General features: G+C 72.8%; 18 protein-coding genes and 1 pseudogene. 5 read left to right on the top strand and 14 right to left on the bottom strand.

Going from position 1 to position 19,371, the window contains the following annotated elements; all coding sequences use genetic code 11:
• The first annotated feature begins 83 nt into the window (after positions 1–83).
• Positions 84–944 carry a 3-hydroxybutyryl-CoA dehydrogenase gene (locus ACIBG6_RS33240; protein ID WP_399226437.1) on the top strand — a complete coding sequence of 287 codons (861 nt, stop codon included), beginning with the start codon at positions 84–86 and terminating at the stop codon, positions 942–944.
• 67 nt (positions 945–1,011) lie between these two features.
• Here ACIBG6_RS33240 and ACIBG6_RS33235 read toward each other — a convergent pair whose 3' ends face one another.
• From ACIBG6_RS33235 to ACIBG6_RS33225, 3 genes are all read right to left on the bottom strand, one after another.
• Positions 1,012–1,542 (bottom strand): NUDIX hydrolase, encoded by a 531-nt coding sequence (locus ACIBG6_RS33235; protein ID WP_399226436.1) that lies wholly within the window; start codon positions 1,540–1,542, stop codon positions 1,012–1,014.
• 70 nt (positions 1,543–1,612) lie between these two features.
• The gene (locus ACIBG6_RS33230; RefSeq protein WP_399226435.1) at positions 1,613–2,956 is read right to left on the bottom strand and encodes a transcriptional regulator; all 1,344 of its coding nucleotides are present in this window, start codon (positions 2,954–2,956) and stop codon (positions 1,613–1,615) included.
• 290 nt (positions 2,957–3,246) lie between these two features.
• Entirely contained in the window at positions 3,247–4,314 is a 1,068-nt protein-coding gene (locus tag ACIBG6_RS33225) for a PP2C family protein-serine/threonine phosphatase (protein WP_399226434.1), read from the bottom strand.
• Positions 4,315–4,653: 339 nt separating this feature from the next.
• On the opposite strand from ACIBG6_RS33225, the gene ACIBG6_RS33220 reads away from it, so the two are divergent.
• A complete protein-coding gene (locus tag ACIBG6_RS33220) occupies positions 4,654–5,208 on the top strand; it encodes a hypothetical protein (protein WP_399226433.1) in 555 nt (184 codons plus the stop codon).
• 41 nt (positions 5,209–5,249) lie between these two features.
• The gene (locus tag ACIBG6_RS33215; protein ID WP_399226432.1) at positions 5,250–6,002 is read left to right on the top strand and encodes a hypothetical protein; all 753 of its coding nucleotides are present in this window, start codon (positions 5,250–5,252) and stop codon (positions 6,000–6,002) included.
• Between the two features lie 115 nt (positions 6,003–6,117).
• Here the strand turns inward: ACIBG6_RS33215 and ACIBG6_RS33210 are convergent, their stop codons facing one another.
• Positions 6,118–6,450, bottom strand: a complete 333-nt coding sequence (locus ACIBG6_RS33210; protein ID WP_399226431.1) for a type II toxin-antitoxin system PemK/MazF family toxin — start codon at positions 6,448–6,450, stop codon at positions 6,118–6,120.
• A 250-nt stretch (positions 6,451–6,700) separates the two neighbouring features.
• Here ACIBG6_RS33210 and ACIBG6_RS33205 point away from each other — a divergent pair.
• Positions 6,701–6,916 (top strand): annotated as a pseudogene (locus tag ACIBG6_RS33205) (IS701 family transposase); the annotation flags it as partial.
• A 226-nt stretch (positions 6,917–7,142) separates the two neighbouring features.
• Here ACIBG6_RS33205 and pheT read toward each other — a convergent pair.
• From pheT to infC, 7 genes are all read right to left on the bottom strand, one after another.
• Positions 7,143–9,671 (bottom strand): phenylalanine--tRNA ligase subunit beta, encoded by a 2,529-nt coding sequence (pheT, locus tag ACIBG6_RS33200; protein ID WP_399226430.1) that lies wholly within the window; start codon positions 9,669–9,671, stop codon positions 7,143–7,145.
• Positions 9,671–10,798 (bottom strand): phenylalanine--tRNA ligase subunit alpha, encoded by a 1,128-nt coding sequence (gene pheS / locus ACIBG6_RS33195; RefSeq protein WP_317593859.1) that lies wholly within the window; start codon positions 10,796–10,798, stop codon positions 9,671–9,673. Before pheS ends, pheT begins: the two co-directional genes overlap by 1 nt.
• Positions 10,799–10,967: 169 nt before the next feature.
• Positions 10,968–12,146 (bottom strand): ATP-binding protein, encoded by a 1,179-nt coding sequence (locus tag ACIBG6_RS33190; RefSeq protein ID WP_399226429.1) that lies wholly within the window; start codon positions 12,144–12,146, stop codon positions 10,968–10,970.
• A gap of 81 nt (positions 12,147–12,227) precedes the next feature.
• Positions 12,228–13,067: a TrmH family RNA methyltransferase gene (locus ACIBG6_RS33185; protein ID WP_399226428.1), complete on the bottom strand. Its 840-nt coding sequence runs from the start codon at positions 13,065–13,067 to the stop codon at positions 12,228–12,230.
• 112 nt (positions 13,068–13,179) lie between these two features.
• Entirely contained in the window at positions 13,180–13,566 is a 387-nt protein-coding gene (rplT, locus tag ACIBG6_RS33180) for a 50S ribosomal protein L20 (protein ID WP_024760684.1), read from the bottom strand.
• Between the two features lie 106 nt (positions 13,567–13,672).
• Positions 13,673–13,867, bottom strand: coding sequence for a 50S ribosomal protein L35 (rpmI, locus tag ACIBG6_RS33175; protein ID WP_024760685.1), 195 nt, complete (start codon positions 13,865–13,867; stop codon positions 13,673–13,675).
• A gap of 122 nt (positions 13,868–13,989) precedes the next feature.
• Positions 13,990–14,685, bottom strand: coding sequence for a translation initiation factor IF-3 (gene infC / locus ACIBG6_RS33170; protein WP_399226609.1), 696 nt, complete (start codon positions 14,683–14,685; stop codon positions 13,990–13,992).
• 354 nt (positions 14,686–15,039) lie between these two features.
• On the opposite strand from infC, the gene ACIBG6_RS33165 reads away from it, so the two are divergent.
• Positions 15,040–15,417, top strand: a complete 378-nt coding sequence (locus ACIBG6_RS33165; protein ID WP_055644482.1) for a DUF1844 domain-containing protein — start codon at positions 15,040–15,042, stop codon at positions 15,415–15,417.
• A 15-nt stretch (positions 15,418–15,432) separates the two neighbouring features.
• Here ACIBG6_RS33165 and ACIBG6_RS33160 read toward each other — a convergent pair whose 3' ends face one another.
• The 3 genes from ACIBG6_RS33160 to ACIBG6_RS33150 are packed head-to-tail and all read right to left on the bottom strand — an operon-like array spanning position 15,433 to position 19,347.
• Positions 15,433–16,164, bottom strand: coding sequence for an SseB family protein (locus tag ACIBG6_RS33160; RefSeq protein ID WP_399226427.1), 732 nt, complete (start codon positions 16,162–16,164; stop codon positions 15,433–15,435).
• 46 nt (positions 16,165–16,210) lie between these two features.
• Positions 16,211–17,458, bottom strand: a complete 1,248-nt coding sequence (gene mycP, locus ACIBG6_RS33155; protein ID WP_399226426.1) for a type VII secretion-associated serine protease mycosin — start codon at positions 17,456–17,458, stop codon at positions 16,211–16,213.
• The gene (locus ACIBG6_RS33150; RefSeq protein ID WP_399226425.1) at positions 17,455–19,347 is read right to left on the bottom strand and encodes a hypothetical protein; all 1,893 of its coding nucleotides are present in this window, start codon (positions 19,345–19,347) and stop codon (positions 17,455–17,457) included. Before ACIBG6_RS33150 ends, mycP begins: the two co-directional genes overlap by 4 nt.
• Between the last annotated feature and the right edge of the window lie 24 nt (positions 19,348–19,371).

Genomic DNA, 19,371 nt, shown 5'->3' with positions numbered 1-19,371 from the left:
GTCGTGGGGGTCGAGGCGGACGCACCGGAATCACACGGGGCCCGCCGCCAGAGAAGAGCGAAAGGCACGAGGTGACGGACTCCATGGCCGACATTGAGCGCGTCGGAGTGGTGGGTTGCGGCCAGATGGGCGCGGGCATCGCGGAGGTGTGTGCCCGGAGCGGCCTTGAGGTGAAGGTCGCCGAGACCACCGGCGAGGCGCTGGAATTCGGCCGCACGCGGCTCTACAACTCGCTGGCGAAGGCCGCCGAACGCGGCAAGATCAGCGAGGAGGAGCGGGACGCGACGCTCGCCCGCCTCAGCTTCACCACGGACCTGGGCGAGTTCGCCGACCGCGACCTCGTGATCGAGGCGGTCGTGGAGAACGAGCAGGTCAAGACCGAGATCTTCCAGGTGCTCGACCAGGTGATGACCCGGCCCGACGCCATCCTGGCCTCGAACACCTCCTCCATCCCGCTCGTCAAGCTGGCCGTGGCGACCTCCCGCCCCGACCAGGTCATCGGCATCCACTTCTTCAACCCGGCCCCGGTGCAGAAGCTCGTCGAGCTGATCCCGGCCCTCACCACCTCCGAGGGCACGATCAGCCGGGCCCAGGCCTTCGCGGAGAAGACCCTCGGCAAGCACGCGATCCGCGCGCAGGACCGCTCCGGCTTCGTCGTCAACGCGCTGCTCGTGCCGTACCTGCTCTCCGCGATCCGGATGTTCGAGTCGGGCATCGCGAGCCGCGACGACATCGACAACGGCATGGAGTACGGCTGCGCCCACCCGATGGGCCCGCTGAAGCTCTCCGACCTCATCGGTCTGGACACGATCGCCTCGATCGCCGACTCGATGTACGCCGAGTTCAAGGAGCCGCTGTACGCCGCTCCCCCGCTGCTCCAGCGCATGGTGGACGCGGGCCGGCTCGGCCGGAAGACGGGCTCGGGCTTCTACCCGTACTCCTGACCTCCCCTGAACACCGGACGGCCCGTACTCACGCACAGGTACGGGCCGTCCGGCATATCCCCGTGTCTCAGCCGAGACGCAGGTGGTGGAGCATGAGCAGCCCGGCGGCCATGTTGGCGGCCGGGATCTCACCGCGGGCGATCATGTCGGGGACCTGTTTGAGCGGGATCCAGGCCCGCCGTGAGGACTCGAACGCGTCCTCGGGCGGACCGGTGTACGTGGCCTGTTCCGCCCAGTAGAGGTGATGGCGGGCGTCGGTGAGACCGTTCGACGGCTCGACGGTGAGGAGATGGCGCAGCGGCCCCGGCCGCCAGCCGGTCTCCTCCTCCATCTCGCGCGCGGCGGCGGTCTCGACGTCCTCCCCGTCCTCGACGACACCGGCAGCCAGTTCCCAGCCCCAGCTGTCGGTGATGAAGCGGTGGCGCCAGAGCATCAGGACTTCGTCGGCCTCGTTGACGGCGGTCGCGACGGCGACCGGGCGGAGCCGGATCAGATAGTGGTCGAGGTGGCGGCCGTCCGGGAGTTCGACGTCCGCGAGGTTCACCTGGAACCAGCGATTCTCATAGACAGAGCGTTCGCTCAGTTTCGTCCACTGCACGTTCTTGCCACCTTCCGACTGGTCGGTGCTTGTTTGGTGGCAATATCGCAGCAGTTGGAGGCCTACGGGGCTACAGGGGAACGCGCAGAGCCCCGTCGATGAGATCCGCCGCCTCCCGGGCGTCCACTCCACCGCTCGCGAGGAGATGCTCCCGCACCTGCCGCAGGCGGTCCCGCAGCCGCCGCGACTCCATCCCCCGGGCCCGCTCGGTCATCTCCATCGCCGTGCGCGCCGCCCCGTCGACCTCGCCCCGCCGCAGCTCGATCTGGCACAGCATGGCCAGCCGGTGCACCCGCCCCCGGTCGTGCGAGGGAGTCCGGACCGCCGCCGAGGCGTGCTCGTGGGCCGCGGGGAGATCACCCAGACTGAGCAGGGCCTCCGCCACCTGCACGTTGACGAACCCCGGCTGGACGTACCCCGTCTCCGCCGGTTCCGCGCCCGGACTGATCCGCTCCGCCTCCGCCTCCGCCCGCCGGATGCAGGCCAGCGCGGCCGCCCCGTCGCCCAGATGCGCGTACGCCTTCGCCTGCATCGCCGTCAGATCGGCGGCGAGCGCCGGGGTGATCTGGCGCCCGGCGGCCCGCAGCGCCGCCTCCGCGAACGCCACCGCCTGCCGGTACTCCCCCATGAACAGCGACTGGTTGACCAGGAGCGCGATGACATAGGCGCCGAGGCCCCGGTCGCCACTGGCCTTCGCGAGCCGCAGCGCCTGATGGAAGTAGCGCTGGGCGAGACCGTGCGCGTCCGCGTCGTAGGCGCAGATTCCGGCCACCGCCACCAGGCCGCCGGTGGCCCGGTGCAGCCTCCTGCCGAGCGCGTCGCTGTACGCGCCGCGGAGCAGCGGCGCGGTCTCGGTGGTGAGGAAGCCGACGATGCGGGCGCGGGTCGCGATGCCCCCCGCCTTGCGGTACATCTGCTCGTAGTGGGACCGGGCGGCGCTCAGTACGGCGATGTCGGCCGCGGACACCGTCGTCCCCCGGCCGTCACGGGAGACGTCCACGTCCTCCGGCGGGTTCTCCCACTCCCACACCGGCATCACCGCGGGGGTGCCCGTCACGGCCTGCGCACCGACTATGTGCGGGCGCTGCTGCTCGTCGGAGCGCCACAGGGCCGCCGCGCGCTCGACGAAGCCGGAGAGCGGCGTGCCGAAGGCGGGCGGCGGTCCGCCCGGCACGCCGAGGCCGATGTCGTCCAGGGTCACCTGCCGGTGCAGCCGGGCGGCGAGCACCTCGCAGATCAGGTCGGGCACCTGGCCGCGCGGCCGCTGGCCCTTCAACCAGCGGGCCACGGCGGTGTGTTCGTAGCGCAGGGGAATCCCCCTGGCCCGGCCGGCCCGGTTCACGCGGGCGGCGAGCCCGGCGTGGGAGACGCCCGCTTCGTCGAGCAGGGCGTCGAGCAGGGTGTTGGGCTGCATGCCCCCTCCGGTCGCTCGGTGAACTCAGCCTAGGGGTGTCGGACGCGGCCCGTGGCCGAATCCCGACGGGTGATTTCGCACGGGGTGTGAACGAAGTACCCGTTCTTCCGGTCCGCGTACTCTGCCCGGCCCGGCCCCGCACCGCTTGACTGTGCTTCTCGCCGCAAGGCGACGACCGGGCCGCCGGCTCCCCCCTCTTACAGTGCGGCCGCCCGGTCCGCGTCGCCCGCCCCGCTGATCTGCCCGACACTCCGTGGCGGGGCGGGCGACGCCGGCGCCGGCCCCTCCGCTCAACAGTGGGAGGAGGGGGCGGGCCGGGGGCGGCGCAGCCCGGGTTCGGCGGGCTGCGCCGGCACCCGGACACGGTCGTTGCGGACGACGAGGAGCGCGATGTCGTCGGCGAGCCGGCCGCCCGTGTGGTCGAGGACTGCCGCGTGGACCCGGCGGACCAGCATCGCGGGCGCCTCACCGGCCATCCTGGCCAGGGCGTCGTCGAGGGCGAAGAACCGGCCGCGGTGATCACGGGCCTCCTCCGCCCCGTCGGTGTACAGGACCAGCGTCTCGCCGGGAAGCAGCCGGGAGCCGGCGTACGGCGCGAGCACGGCGGGCAGCGGAAGGACGCCGAGCGGCGGAAGCGGATCGCCGAGCGGCAGCCGCTCCACCCTCCGTCCGATGCGGTACGGGCCGGGGTGACCGCAGTTGAGCACCGAAAGCCGCCCGTCGGCCGCGACCTCCAGAAGCAGCAGGGTCACGAACTCCTCGGCCGCCGGATGCCCCGGCTCCACCCCGCTCCGCGCCGGGTGCTCGTCGCGCGCCCGCTCCCGCAGATGCCGTTCGAGGGCCCGCTCCAACCGCCGCAGGACCCCGCCCAGTTCGGCCTCGTCATGGGCGGCCTCGCGAAAACTCCCCAGCACGGCCACCACGGCGCCGAGCGCGGCGAGCCCGTGCCCCCGCACGTCCCCGACGACGATCCGCACGCCGTACGGGGTGGCCACCGCCTCGTACAGGTCCCCGCCGACGGAGGCGCCCCACGAGGCCGACAACTGCCCCGCGGCGAGCGCCAGTCCGTCGAGCCGGGCGGGCGGCGGCCGCAACAGCACCTGCTGCGTGGCGTCGGCGACGGCCCGGACCCGGGCCAGCTCGCGGGCGAGCCCCCTTCGCACACCGAGAACGAGCCCGGTGCCGACCGTCAGGAAGACGACGCTGGTGGCGATCCGCATGGGCAGCCCCGGCTGCCGGGCCAGCGGACAGCCGAACTTCCACACCACGGCCACCGCGCCCCAGGCGGTGGGAAGAGCGAGCGGGGCCAGCCGGCGGAGCCGGGAGCCAGCGGAGAGCAACGACCTGGAACGGATCATGCACGGCCCTTCCCGAGCCCCGACAGCGCCCGAAGGCCCTGCGGCCCACAGGTCCGCCCCTGCGGCCGCGTCGATTCTGCCGACCGTACGGGCCACGGGGGAACACCCCTCGGCGATCTCACCCGAAGGAGTGAGCACCCCCGGCGCGCTGCCTTTCGCCAGGCCTCCGCCACGCGCACGCGCGGCCGAATAGCGCTCCGGCGTACGACCCGAGGGTCGCTGAACTGCCGAGCGAGCGAGATGAGGAGCGCGGGCATAACCTGAAGGAAGAAGTCTTGAAGAGGCCCCGTGATCGTCACATGTGAGGCCACTCAGATGAAGTTCCTCAACTCCCCCCGTGTGCTGGCCACCTCGGTCGCGCTCACCGCCGCGTTCGTGTTCGGATCGCTGGGCACCGCGGCTCCGGCCTCGGCCTATGCCCCCGGTGCGACGACCGGGCAACCCGGTCAGGTGGTACTGCCCCAGGTCCAGGTGTCCGACGTCGGCACCACCGCGCAGGATCAGCGACTCACGTTCCACGCCGGCACCGTGCCCCGGGTGTTCCGCTCTGCCGCCGTTCCGGCCGCGGACGCGCAGAACGTCGTGGCCGCCTATGACCTCCAGCGGTGGAACGGCTCTCAATGGGTCAATGTCGCCCACGAGATGTTCGAAGCTCAGATCCTCCCCGGCGAGCACGAGATCCCCCTGCCCATGGTCTGGATCCAACCGCCCACGAGCGAGGGCACGTACCGCATCACGTTCAGTTTCGCCTGGAGCCCGACGAGCACACCCGGTCGTGTTCTGGGAGAGCAGCGTTGGACGTCCAGCACGGCGGACGACCTCACGTGCGGCGGAATTCTCCGGGCGTGCGAGTCCCGCTCCGGACACACCGTGGTCGGTCCGCTCACCCCCTAGAGCGAACCGGTGCGCGTGGGGGCCGTTCTGAGGGAGGCCTCGTGTTCCGCTCACTCCGCATCATCGCCGCTCTCGTGGCAGCTCTTCTCTGCGCGCTCACCCTGGGCGCCGCCGCCGTTCCCCCGCCCCCGCCGAACCCTGTGTGGCTCAGGAGTTTCGAGAGGGTCCTCAGCCGGGGCACGCAACTCGCGGACACGTACCGCCCCGGGCAGACGGCCACGCTGAGCGAGCTGGCCGAGCAGAAGTCGAGACTGGACGAACTCCTGTCGGCAGTCCCCGCCGACCCACCGGAACAGGTCGCGGCCGCCATCGCCCGAGGGCAGCGGCTGGCGGAGCGACTGGCCGCGATCGACGTGTGGTGGACACTGGACGACGACGCCGCCGCGGTGGCCGACGCCGCCCTCGTCCCGCTCAGGGACACCACTCTCGAGACGCAGACCGCGCTGCGGAGCGACATGAGGAAGGTGGCGAGAGGGGTCATCGAGGACGTGGCGTGCGGCGAGGTGTGGACCCGGCTCACGAACGACCAGAAGGAGCGGCTCAACGTACCCCTCGAGAGCCACGACCACCTGAAGAACACACAGGAGGCGATCGAGGGACAGGCCCGGTCGGTCCTGACCGAGAAGTGGTACCCCCAATTCCTGAACCGGGCCATCAGCTGGTACACGTACGCCGCCGGCATCCATAAGAAGGCCTTCGAGGTGGCGGAATTCCTGGAGGGCGGCCAGTTCACCTCGACGGACGGGCGGGCCTTCTACTACTACTTCCACTACTGCGCGAAGCCGCCGCGCTAGTACTCCAGCCGTAGTTCGTGATCTCGATCGTGAGGGGCGCCGAGGAGGCAGCTGGCAGCGTCGATCATTTGGACGAGACCGACCGCGCTGTCGCGGGCGTCCGTTGCTTCTCCGCCTACCCGAGTCCACCGAGACGGAGGGCGTTCTCAATCTCGCTGAGTTTCGCGGAGGACAGAACGCCCGCTCGCTCGATCAGGTCGTCCCGGAACACGGTGGTCAGCCACGTGCAAGGGGTAAAGCCCGGACGCGGCAACGCGAACCGAAGCACGCCTTCAAAGGGCAGTCCTTCCCCGGCGCCTACTGCCACTTCGACGCCCAGACCGGTGATGTCGACACCCGCCCGAGCGACGACCTGCATCACCCGGATCCCGGACGCGTCGTCTCCCGACAGCAGCACGACCGGCCGCCGTTCGTCGAACTCCACCCACCAGACTTCGCCACGTTGCACATGTCCTCCTGACACAGGAACGGCGGGCGGACGCTGCGCGACCCCGACGCGCTGTGGAGACGGGTGCGGCCACCCGTTGATCACCGGTGTGTGAAGACAAACGATCACGCGGTGGCCGCAGGTCACAGCGTAGACCCTGCCCGCTGGCAGGAGGCGTTCGAGGGCCTGATGAGCCGGATAGCGGGACGGTTCCCACGGGTCGAACCCCGGTTCCGGGGTCCGGAAGTCAGTGCTCGGACTGCTGTCGGACCAGGCCGCATGGGGCGCCGGCGACGAGGTCTACGGCAGCAACGCCAAGCTGCGAACCGCACTGGAGGAACGCGGCGCCGGCTACGTCCTCGCGGTGGCCTGCTCACACGAAGTCGCCACCGGGGCGGGGAGGTTCCGTGCGGACACCCTGACCAAGAAGGTGCCCAAGCGGGCCTGGCAGAAGCTCTCCGCAGGGGCCGGGGCCACGGGCCACCGTCGTCCGACCCGTCCGCGATGCCGCCCACCGGCTCGGTCGGTCCGACTGGCGGCGCCGCCACCAGGCCCGATCCCAGGCCGGCCACTACCGTCGACAAGCCACTCAGGCATGAAGATCACGATCTACGGCTGGAGTGCTAGGTGCCCCCGGCGGTCGGACAACGGCGGAGGGCCGCCCCCGGGAATCCCCGGGGGCGGCCCTCCTCTTCCGTGCTCCGCTACGGCGCTCAGGCGCCGCGTAGGGCGGCGCCCGTGCGCTCGGACGCCAAGGCGACCGCCGCGTCGCGGGCAGCGGTGGCCTCGTCGACCGTGAGGGTGCGGTCCGTGGCGCGGAACTTCAGTGCGTACGCCAGGGACTTGGTGCCCTCGTCCAGCTGGTCGCCGGTGTAGACGTCGAAGAGGCGGATGGACTCGAGGAGCTCACCCGCGCCCTCGCGGAGCGCGGTCTCGACCTCGGCGGCCGGGACCTCGGTGGCGACGACCAGGGCGACGTCCTGGGTGGCGACCGGGAAGGAGGAGATCCGGGGGGCCTTGAGCGGGCCCTCGTTCGCCTTCTCCAGGAGGTCCAGGTCGATCTCCATCGCGCAGCTGCGGGCCGGAAGGCCGAAGGCCTTGACGACGCGCGGGTGGAGCTCGCCGGCGTGGCCGACGAGGACCTTCTCGCCGTCGATCTCGGCGTGGAACGCGGCGCAGCGGCCCGGGTGCCACGGGGCGTGCTGGTCGGCGCTGATGATCAGCTCGGCCCCGGCCTCGGCGGCCACGGTCCGGCCGGCCTCGATCGCGTCCGCCCAGTCGGACGGACGGCCCTTGCCCCACCAGCCGGCCTGCTCGCGCGCACCGGCGAGGACGACGGCGGCGCGACGCGGCTGCGCGGGCAGCGCGGCGTTGACGACGGCGACCTCCTCGTCGGTGGGACGGCGGTCGACGGGCAGCCGGACGGCGACGCCGGGCTGTCCCTCGGGCCGGAAGACGAGGCCGGTCTCGAAGAGCGCCAGGTCGTGGCTGCCGCGGCTGTCGTTGCGACGGAGCGCGCCGAGCAGGCCCGGGAGCAGCGTCGTACGGAGCGCGGGCTCCTCGTCCGAGAGCGGGTTGACCAGGGTCACGAGCCGGCGACGGGCGTCGTCCGCGTCGAGACCGAGGTTGTCGAGGGCCTGCTCGCCGATGAACGGGTAGTTGAGCGCCTCGACGTAGCCGGCGCCGGCCAGGGCGCGGCCCACACGGCGGTGGGTGCGCTGGCGCTCGGTGAGCCCGCGGCCGGCCGGGGGCTTCGGCAGCGTGGAGGGCAGGTTCTCGTAGCCCTCCAGACGGATGACCTCTTCGGCGAGGTCGTTCGGCTCGCTGAGGTCGGGGCGCCACGACGGCACGGTGACGACGATCTCGTCCTGGCCGTAGACGTCGCAGCCGACCTCCTGGAGGCGGCGGACGACGGTCTCGCGGCCGTAGTCGACGCCCGCGACCTTGTCCGGGTGGTTCGCCGGCATGGTGATCGTGCGCGGCGCGGACGGGGCGCTGATCTCGGTGACGCCGGCCTCGGCCGTGCCGCCCGCGAGCAGCACGAGCAGGTCGACGGTGCGCTGCGCGGCAGCGGCGGCGGCCTGCGGGTCGACGCCACGCTCGAAGCGCTTGGACGCCTCGGAGGACAGCTTGTGGCGGCGGGCGGTGCGCGCGATCGAGATCGCGTCGAAGTGCGCGGCCTCGATGACGACCTCGGAGGTGCCGGTGACGAAGCCGGTCTCCGGGTCGGTCACCGGGTCGGCGATCTCCGTGTTCGCGCCGCCCATGACGCCGGCGATGCCGATCGGACCGCGGTTGTCGGTGATGACCAGGTCCGCCGCGTCCAGGACGCGGACGGTGCCGTCGAGGGTGGTGATCTTCTCGCCGGCCTCGGCGCGGCGCACCCCGATGGGGCCGTCGAGACGGCTCCGGTCGTAGGCGTGCAGCGGCTGGCCGAGTTCCAGCATCACGTAGTTCGTGACGTCCACGGCCAGCGAGATCGGGCGCATGCCGGCCTTCTGCAGACGGCGCTGCAGCCAGATCGGGGAGCGCGCCTCGGGCGCGAGACCGACGACGGTGCGCGCGGTGAAGCGGTCGCAGCCGATCGGGTCGGAGACCTGGACCGGGTAGCCGTACGCGTTCGGCGCGGGCACGTCGAGGAGTGCCGGGTCGCGCAGCGGCAGGCCGTACGCGATGGCGAGCTCGCGGGCGATGCCGCGCAGGGAGAGGCAGTAGCCGCGGTCGGGGGTGACGGCGATGTCGAGGACCTCGTCGTACAGCTCCAGGAGGACCGTGGCGTCGATGCCGATCTCGTACTCCGGCGGGAGCACGATGATGCCGTGCGTACCGTCGTCGCCCATGCCCAGCTCGTCGCCGGAGCAGATCATGCCGCGGGACACCCGGCCGTACGTCTTGCGCTCGGCGATCCGGAAGTCACCGGGGAGGACGGCGCCGGGCAGGGCCACGACGACCTTGTCGCCGACGGCGAAGTTCCGGGCGCCGCAGATGATCTCCTGGGGCTCGCCCGTTCCGTTCGCCTGGCCGACGTCGACGGTGCAGAAGCGGATGGGCTTCTTGAACTCCGTCAGCTCCTCGATGGTGAGGACCTTGGCGACCACCAGCGGGCCGGTCAGGCCGGTGCCGAGCTGCTCGACGGTCTCGACCTCGAGGCCTGCCGAAATGAGTTTGGCCTGGACGTCTCGGCCGGTCTCCGTCGCCGGCAGGTCGACGTACTCCCGCAGCCAAGAAAGCGGGACCCGCATCAGATCTCCATCCCGAACGGTCGGGTGAACCGGACGTCACCCTCGACCATGTCTCGCATGTCGTCGACGTTGTGGCGGAACATCAGCATCCGCTCGATGCCGAACCCGAAGGCGAATCCGCTGTACTTCTCGGGGTCCACACCGCAGGCGACGAGCACCTTCGGGTTGACCATGCCGCAGCCGCCGAGCTCGATCCAGCCCTCGCTGCCGCAGGTGCGGCAGGGACGGTCCGGGTTGCCGACGGACTCACCGCGGCAGACGTAGCAGAGCATGTCCATCTCGGCGGACGGCTCGGTGAAGGGGAAGAAGTTCGGGCGGAGCCGGGTCTTCATGTCCGGGCCGAAGAGCGCCTGGACCATGTGGTCCAGGGTGCCCTTGAGGTCGGCCATGGTCAGGCCCTCGTCGACGGCGAGCAGCTCGATCTGGTGGAAGACCGGGGTGTGCGTGGCGTCGAGCTCGTCGGTGCGGTAGACGCGGCCGGGGCACACCACGTAGACCGGGGGCTCCCGGTCGAGGAGCGTGCGGGCCTGGACCGGCGAGGTGTGCGTGCGCAGCACGACGCCGGACTCGTCACCCGTGGTCCCCTCGGGGCCCTGGATGAAGAACGTGTCCTGCATCTGGCGCGCCGGGTGGTCCGGGACGAAGTTGAGGGCGTCGAAGTTGAACCACTCCGCCTCGACCTCGGGGCCCTCGGCGACCTCGTACCCCATGGAGACGAAGACGTCCGCGACGCGCTCCATGAGCGTCGTCAGCGGGTGCCGGGCGCCGGCCGGGACACGGTCGTACGGCAGGGTGACGTCGACGGCCTCCTCGACGAGGACGCGGGCGTCCCGCTCGGCCTCCAGCTCGGTCTGGCGGGCGGCGAGCGCCTTGGAGACCGCGCCGCGGGCCTGGCCCACGACCTTTCCGGCGGCGGCCTTGGCCTGCGGGGGCAGGGCGCCGATCTCGCGATTGGCGAGCGCCAGCGGCGAGGTGCCGCCGGTGTGCGCGGTCTTCGCGTGCGCGAGCGCGTCGAGGTCGCCGGCGGCCGCGAAGGCGGCGAGCGCCTCGTCCCGCATGCGCTCGATCTCTTCCGGTTTCAAGGCCTCGACCTCGACCGGGTCGTACGACTTATTCGGTGCCGACATCTCTTCCCGTGCTTCCGTTTGGCTGGCTGGGCGCGGCCCCGCTCGACGACAAGGGCGCAAACGTGCCAAAGGTCGAGTCTAACGGGGCGCTCGGACGGTGATGAGCCCGTGGGCAGGCCGGGCGGCCTCTGATCTCGTCTGGATCTTGTCCGAAACTGGTCGGATCTCGTCAGATGAGATGGGCCGGGGTGCCGACGGGCAGGGTAAATCGGAACTCGGCCCCGCCGCGGGGGCCCCGTCCGACGGTGATGGTGCCGCCGTGGGCCTCGACGATGCCCTTGACGATGTAGAGGCCGAGGCCGGTGCCGCCGCGTTTGCTGCCCCGCCAGAAGCGGGTGAAGACGCGGCTCATCGACGCTTCGGGGATGCCGGGGCCCTCGTCGCTCACGGTGACCTCCGTCCCCTCTTCTCCGTCGTCGCCCGCCGTACCGGGTGCCACCTCGATGGTGACGGTTCCGTCGCCGTGGCGCACCGCGTTTTCCAGGAGGTTGCCGAGGATCTGGTCGATCTTGTCGGGGTCGGCCCAGAGCGGGGGCAGCTGCGGTCTGATCCGTACGAAGAAGCGGTCCGGGGACTGGCCGCCGGTGGTGTGGACCTGGATGTGGCGGCCGATGGCGGCGGCGAGGTCGACGGGCTGGCGGCGTACCTCAAGGCGGCCGGAGTCGATCCGGGAGATGTCGAGGAGCTCGGCGATGAGGCGCTTGATGCGGCCCGCGTCGGCGTCGACGGTCTCCAGCATCAGCCGCTTCTGCTCGTCGGTGAACCGCTCCCACTTGTCGAGGAGGGTCGCGGTGAAGCCCTTGACGGAGGTGAGCGGGGAGCGCAGCTCGTGGGCGACGGTGGCGATGAGCTCGGCGTGGCTGCGCTCGGTGCGGCGGCGGGCGTCGGTGCCGCGCAGGGACACCACGACGCGGCGGACGGGGCCTGTGGGGTACTCGCGGACGTACCGGGCGGAGACGAGGACCTCGCGGCCGCCGGGGAGCAGCAGATTGCGCTCGGGCTGGCCGCGGCGGGTGGCGAGTCCGCCGTACGGGTCGGTCAGGGTCCACCAGCGGCGCCCCTTGAGGTCCTCCAGGGGGAGGGCCTGGTCGAGGGGGAGGCCGAGGGCCCGGTCGGCGGGTACGGCGGTGATGCGGCCGGCGGCGGCGTTGAAGCAGACGACCCGGCCGCTCTCGTCGGCGATGACGAGACCGTCGGGCAGGTCGTCGGGGTCGACCCCCGCGAAGGCGGTGGTGGTGTCGGCGGTGGAGACCGTCGCGTCCGCGGGTGTCCCGGGGCCTCCCGGCTCTTCCGGGGCGTGCGGTGCGGCGCTCCGTGCCTGTGCGGGACTGTCCGTGCCGACCGTCATCCCCGTATCCCACCCCTCCGTGTAGCGCAGTGGGCCCCCGAAAGGGTCACTCTACTGGGCGGGGGCGCCGGAATGGACCCTTCAGGCGGAGGTTCGGGGGCGCTGGGCGCGGGCGGAGGCGTACAGGCAGACGGCGGCCGCCGTGGCGAGGTTGAGGCTCTCGGCCTTGCCGTGGATGGGGACGCGGACGACGGCGTCGGCGAGGGCCCTGGTCTCCTCGGGCAGGCCCCAGGCCTCGTTGCCGAAGATCCAGGCGGTGGGCCCGCCCATGGTGCCGGCGTCGAGTTCGGCGTCGAGGTCGTCCTGGCCCGCTCCGTCGGCGGCGAGGATCCGTACGCCGGCGCTCTTGAGCCCGGCGACGGCCTGCTCCACGGGGACGCCGACGGCGACCGGCAGGTGGAAGAGGGAGCCGACGGAGGCGCGGACGGACTTGGGGTTGTACAGGTCGACGGAGGCGTCGGTGAGGACGACGGCGTCGGCTCCCGCGGCGTCGGCGCAGCGCAGTACGGTGCCGGCGTTCCCGGGGTCGCGGACGTGCGCGAGGACGGCGACCAGCTTGGGCCGGGCGGCGACGATCTCCTCGAAGGGCGAGTCCAGGAAGCGGCAGACGCCGACGATCCCCTGCGGGGTGACGGTCTGGGACACCTCGGCGAGGACGGCGTCGGAGGCGTGGTGGACGCGGGCTCCGGAAGCGAGCGCGGCCTCGATGATCGGGGCGTACCGCTCGGCGGCCTCGACGGTGGTGAAGAGCTCGACGAGGGTGGGCTCCCCGCTCGCCCCGCGGTGGTCGACGGCCTCACGGACGGCCTGCGGGCCCTCGGCGATGAAGAGGCGGTCCTTGCCCCGGAAGGTGCGCTTGGCGAGCCGCCGGGCGGCGACGACGCGCGGGGAACGCGGGGAGATCAGCTCGGGGGTGACCATGAGGTGCGGCGGTTCTCTCTTCGAGGGGGACGGCGACTTCGGGGGCCGACGCACCCGGACCCGCAGGCGCACGCGCCTGCGGGTCCGGGCAGAGGTACTGCGGCCTGGCAGATCAGGCGGCGGCCTTCGGGGCGTTGACGTCGGCCGGCAGAGCCTTCTGCGCGACCTCGACCAGCGCGGCGAACGCGTTGATGTCGTTGACGGCCAGCTCGGCGAGGATCTTGCGGTCCACCTCGATGTTGGCGGCGTTCAGACCCTGGATGAGGCGGTTGTACGTCATGCCGTTCTGACGGGCAGCGGCGTTGATGCGCTGGATCCACAGACGGCGGAAGTCGCCCTTGCGCTTCTTGCGGTCGTTGTAGTTGTAGACCAGCGAGTGGGTGACCTGCTCCTTGGCCTTGCGGTACAGGCGCGAACGCTGACCGCGGTAGCCGGAGGCCGCCTCGAGGATTGCCCGGCGCTTCTTGTGGGCGTTGACTGCCCGCTTGACGCGTGCCACTTGTTAACTCCTTGTAGCGGGGTCGTGGTGGTCCTCACACGACCCGAAAAACGAATGGATCCCGGTCTGAGCCGGATGCCCCCGTCGCCGAGGGCGGGAGATCAGATCAGATGCCCAGCATCTTCTTGATCTTGGCGGCGTCACCCGGGGCCATCTCGGCGTTGCCGGTGAGGCGACGCGTCAGCTTGGACGACTTGTGCTCGAGCAGGTGGCGCTTGCCGGCGCGCTCGCGCATGATCTTGCCGGTGCCGGTGACCTTGAAGCGCTTCTTGGCACCGGAGTGCGTCTTGTTCTTCGGCATCGCGCCGTATCTCCTCGTCAGTGGCGCTCCCCCGGTGTGGAGACCGGACTGCCGGGAGCGTCAATTCTTAGTTTGGTGGTTCCGGGCGGAGCCCGGGGCTGCCTGGATGGCAGCCCGTCGGGTCACGCCTCGGGGTTCTCGACCGGAGCGTCGGCCTCGGCCTCGGCGACCGGAGCCTCGGTGGCCTCGGTCTCCTCGACCTGAGCCTCCTCGACCGGAGCGTCGGACGCCTCGTCGGCGGCGACGCCCTGGCGCTCGGCCTTGCGTGCGGCCTGGGCCTCACGCGCCTCGGCCATGGCCTCGGTCTTCTTCTTGTGCGGGCCGAGAACCATGATCATGTTCCGGCCGTCCTGCTTCGGGTTGGACTCGATGAAGCCAAGCTCCTCGACGTCCGACGCCAGCCGCTGAAGCAGCCGGAAACCAAGCTCGGGGCGGGACTGCTCACGACCACGGAACATGATCGTGATCTTGACCTTGTCGCCCTGCTTGAGGAACCGGACGACGTGACCCTTCTTGGTGTCGTAGTCGTGCGGGTCGATCTTCGGCCGGAGCTTCATCTCCTTGATGACCGTGTGCGCCTGGTTCTTGCGCGCCTCACGGGCCTTCATGGCCGACTCGTACTTGAACTTCCCGTAGTCCATGAGCTTGCACACGGGCGGACGGGCGGTCGCCGCGACCTCGACCAGATCGAGGTCGTACTCCTGTGCGAGCTCCAGGGCCTTGGCAAGCGGAACAATCCCGACCTGCTCGCCGCTGGGTCCGACAAGTCGCACCTCGGGAACGCGAATCCTGTCGTTGATGCGGGGCTCGGCGCTGATGGATCCTCCTCGGTAGCACCACGCGACCGCCTGGCGGACGGACGCGCAACGTCTGTTCTGAGACCAACCGAGCCGGCGCACAAAAAACGCCCCGGACGGGACACAGGCGGGGCTCCACGGAAATACCGGAGCACCGCCGCGGTCAACCGCGGGGCGCAAAATCGGGCGGTTCCATCGTCCGTACGGAACGATGGGGACCACCTGACCGGTGACCCGCCACCCGCGAGGGTGGTCAGGTGGGAGTACGGAGCCTCCACTTGTGGGCCGGGCACATAGGTGTCCGGCCGGTCGTTACACAAGGTTAGCAGGACCCGGCGGTCTCCGCTAACCGAGGACCGGCCTATCGTATGAGGCATGAGCGAGACCCCCCAGAACGAGTCCGCGGACTCCCCCGAAAACCCCGACTTCGACGCCATGACCCGCGACATCGCGGAGGTCCCGGCCGTCGAGGTGATCGTGACGGTCGCCGTCAACCTGATGAGCGCCGCCGCGGTGAAGCTCGGGCTCACCGAGGAGGGCGACAAGTACAAGGACCTCGACGAGGCCCGCAAGCTGGTGCACGCGCTCGCGGGCCTGCTGGACGCCGGCGCGACGGAGGTCTCCTCCTTCCACGCCGCTCCCCTGCGGGACGGCCTGAAGTCCCTTCAGCTCGCCTTCCGCGAGGCGTCCCTGATCCCGGACGAGCCGGGCCAGGGTCCCGGCGAGAAGTACACCGGTCCGGTGTACGGCTAGGACGTCTCTCCGTTACTACCGCTTGACGTAGAAGGGCTCGCCGGGAGGCGTGGCCGAGGCCGGCAGCAGTGCCAGGTCGAGGCCCCGCACCAGGCGGGCCCTCAGTGTTTCGTCGGCCGCGAGGGCGCGGGCGACGCGCTGGGCGGCCTCCGCCGGAGAGGCGTCCTCGGCGAGGACCAGGGCCAGGGTGCCGTCGGCGCTGCCGGGGCCCAGGTGGGCGCGGAGGACCGCGGGCTCGGCGGCGACGGCGGCCCGTACGGCCTCCCGTACGGCCGGGTCGGCGAGCGGGTCGGCGCTGGAGCGGCCCTCGGCGAGGGCGAGCAGCGCCGGTCCCGTGAGCTGGTACGGGACGGGGCCCGCGAGGTCCAGGACGACGGTGTCGGCCTTCTCGTGCGCGGCCGCTTGGAGCGCCTGGTGGAGCGGGACGGCCACGGGCCGGGCCTCCGGGTCCCACAGGGCGAGCGAGGCGATCGAGGTGAAGGCGGGCAGGGCCCGGCGGTCGCCCGCGGTGAGGGTGGGGACCGCCATGTCGCTGGTCTTCTCGCGGCGCAGGCCGTTCTCGTCGGTCTCGACCTCGCCGAGGAGAGCGACCACGGGGACGAGCAGCCGGGCGCCCTTGAGCGCTTCGAGGACGGGGCCGTGGGCGGTCCTGTCCTCCGCCCAGGCCGCGAGGGCCGCGGCGAGCCGCGGGTCGGCGGTGCCGTCGTCGTCGGAGAAACCGGGGTCCGGAATGTTCTTGAGCGCCACGCACCGAGCCTAACGGGCTATCGGCGCGGTTCTGTCCGCCGGGTCGTCAGCGGGTGCGCCTCGTGCGCCCGAGGGCGACGGCGGTCAGGAGCAGCAGGGCACCGAGTCCGCCGGCGGCGGGGGCGAGCAGGCCGACGGGGCGGCTCTCCTCGACGGCGGGGGTCGGGCCGGGGCCGAAGTACTGCCGCCGGTAGCCGGTGGTGGCGTTCTTGGGGTCGCCGCCCTTGCGCGCGGCCCCTGCCTTGATGGCGGCGGCCGGGTCGACCGTCCCGTACCCCTTGGCGTCGCTGCGGCCGCCCTTGGGGCGGTTGCGGGCGGTGTCGATGAGCAGTTGTTTGATCTGGGCCGGGGTGAGGTCGGGGTGGGCGGACCTGACGAGGGCGACGGCGCCGGAGACGAACGCGGCGGCGGCGCTGGTGCCCCAGCCCTCGTAGTAGCGGCGGTCGGGGTCGGCGATGACGATCTCGAGGCCGGGGGCGCTGACCGTGGCGTACCAGCGGCGGGTGGAGAACGAGGCGTGGGTGCCGTAGCGGTCGACGGCGGTGACGGCGATGACGCCGGGGTAGGCGGCGGGGTACGAGATGTGGTCGCCCTTCTCGCCGCCGTTGCCGGCGGAGGCGACGACGGAGACGCCCTTGGCGAGGGCGTACTGGACGGCGGCGTCCTCGCCCGCGTCGGGGTGGGCGGACTTGGAGTCGTCGCCGAGGGAGAGGTTGATGACGTCGGCGCCGTGGTCGGCGGCCCAGCGGATGCCCTCGGCGAGGGCGGTGCCGCGGGTCTTGCGGGCCTTGTCGCGGGCCTTGTCGCCGCTTTCCAGGATGACCCGGACGGGAAGGATCTCGACATCGGGGGCGACGCCGAGGACGCCGCTCTCGTCGCCGGGGCCGTGGCCGTGCCCGGCGATGATGCCGGCCATGGCGGTGCCGTGCCGGGCCCAGGCGCGGTCGCCCTTGGAGGCGCCGAATCCGATGAGGTCGCGGCCGGGGAGGACGGAGCCCGCCAGGTCCGGGTGGTCGGCGTCGACGCCCGTGTCGAGGACGGCGACCTTGACGCCCTTGCCCTTGGTGGTGCGCCAGGCCTCGGTGGTGCGCATGGCCTCCAGGCCCCACTGGCGGGTCCGGATGGTGTCGGCGTGGGCGGGGGCGGTGGTCGCGGGCAGCACGGAGAAGGCGGCGGCGAGGAGGACGACGGCGGTCGCCCGGGTGGACGTGGCCGCCCGGGTGGACGTGGCCGCCCGGGTGGAAGCGATCGCCCTGGCGGAGGGCATCGCCCGGGGGCGGGTCGGGCGGGTCACCGGGCGGTCTCCTTCTCCTTGGCGGTCGCGGCGACGGCCTTGCGCAGCAGCGCTTCGAAGCGGGCGGTGATGCCCTTGGCCTCGTGGCCGAGGCCGGACTGGGCGGTGGCGTCGGTACGGCCCCGGGCCATGGCCTGGTCGGCGGGCTGCGGGCGGTCGACGGCCCGGCCGTCGGCGAAGCCGGAGACTGCGGTGACGACGACGGGGAGGTCGGCGGGGGCACTCAGCCACCAGCTCGCGCGCTGCCGGGCGCCGAAGCGGGCCGCGACGGTGGAGGGGCCGGAGAGGGCCGGGGGGACGTCCGCGCCGAGGCGGGCGGTGAGGCCGCCCTGGCCGAGGGTGCGCTGGGCGTCGGCCTCCGCGCGGGTGAAGACCAGGCCGACGGTGATCACGCTGCTGGCGGTGGCGTCGGTGTACGTGGCGCGCAGGACGCGCTCGCAGCCGAGCGGGGTGAGGGTGGCGAGCAGGCCCTTGGCCAGGACGGCGGGTGAGCAGGGCGTGTCCGGGGCGACGACGATCCGGGTCCACGTGCGGGCGGCGGCACCGGGGCCCGCGCCGGGGCCCGCGAGGGTGCGGGGGAAGAGGGTGTCCACGGGGGCGTTGTGCCAGAGGTCCTTCGCCTCGGTGTACCCGGCGGGTTCGGCGGGGTGCGCGGGGTCGGCGGAGGCCAGCCATATCCCGGCGAGGGCCCCGCCGATGAGCCCGACCCCGAGGACGACGCAGGCCGTGACCGCGAGCACGCGCCCGGTGCGGCGCTCGCGTACGGGGCGCAGCCGGGTCGTGGTCTCGGCGGGGGCCTCGGGCGGCAGGGCGCCGGCGAGCCCGTATCCGTACGCGGTCACGGGCGCGGGCGCGGGTCGCGTCGCGTGAGCCGTGCGCGGCGTGTCACGGATCGGCCGCAGCCGGGTGGTGGTCTCCACCTCCGGCAGGCCGCCCGCCCCGTCCGACGACGCCCAGGCGCGGGCGGGCGCGGGCGCCTGGCGGGACGTCAGCGGCGCGGAGCCGGCGGAGGGGCGCGGGGACGCGGCGCCACGCCGTGCCTCGGACGTGTCCGGAGCGGCGTGCGGGACGGTGGTCCGGGCGGACGGCCCGGATGCCGGGACGGCCGGAGGGGCCACCGGGCGGGCGGCGGCGGGCGGGGACTCGGGGCGGGCGGGGGCGGACGACATCGGCGGGCCCGCCGGGCGCGGCTGCCGCAGGGCGCCGTCGGCGGTGCCCGATCGGGGCGCCTCGGGGGCGGCCAGGCGCTGAGGAGGCGCGGCCGGGGTGCCGGTGGCCGTGGGTGCCTTGGGAGCAGCCGGGTGCTGAGGAGCGGTCGGCTGGGGACCCGCGGGCGCGGGCGCCTTGAGGGCCGCGGCCGGCGCGGGGTGGGGCGGGGCGGGCGGGTACGCGGGCACCGGGGTGCCCGTGGCCGCGGGCGGCTCGGGGGCCGCTGACGCGGGGTGAGGCGGGGCCACCGGGGGCAGGGGCGGTGGGATGACCGGCGCCGCGGTGGCGCGCTCGGCGCCGCCCTGGACGGCCGGCGGCGCGAGGGGCGCGGAGGCCGGGGCCGTTCTCGGCGTGGAGCGCGCCGGGGACGGCGGGTTACCGGCCTCCGTCGGGCGCTCGGAGGCGGGCCGGACGGTGGCCGGCGCGAGGGGCGCGGACGCCGGGGCCGTTCTCGGCGTGGAGCGCACCGGGGGCTCCGGAGCGGCCGAGCGCGGCGGGTTGGCGGGCGTCTTCGGGTGCTCGGAGGCGGGTCGGGCAGTCGGCGGTGCCAGGGGCGCGGGGGCCTCGGGGGGCCTCGGTGTGGAGCGCTCCGGGGGCGGCGCGGGTGCCGGGGGTGCGGGTGGGGTGGGGAGGAGGGCGTCGGTGATCCGGGACGTGGGACGTGGGTGTTCGGCAGTCATCCCCGTCCCCCTGCTCGTGTCGAC

The sequence above is a fragment of the Streptomyces sp. NPDC050842 genome (assembly GCF_044456565.1).
Taxonomy (GTDB): Bacteria; Actinomycetota; Actinomycetes; order Streptomycetales; family Streptomycetaceae; genus Streptomyces.
Note: the sequence above shows the minus strand (reverse complement) of the source record. Positions and strands in the feature narration are given on the sequence as shown.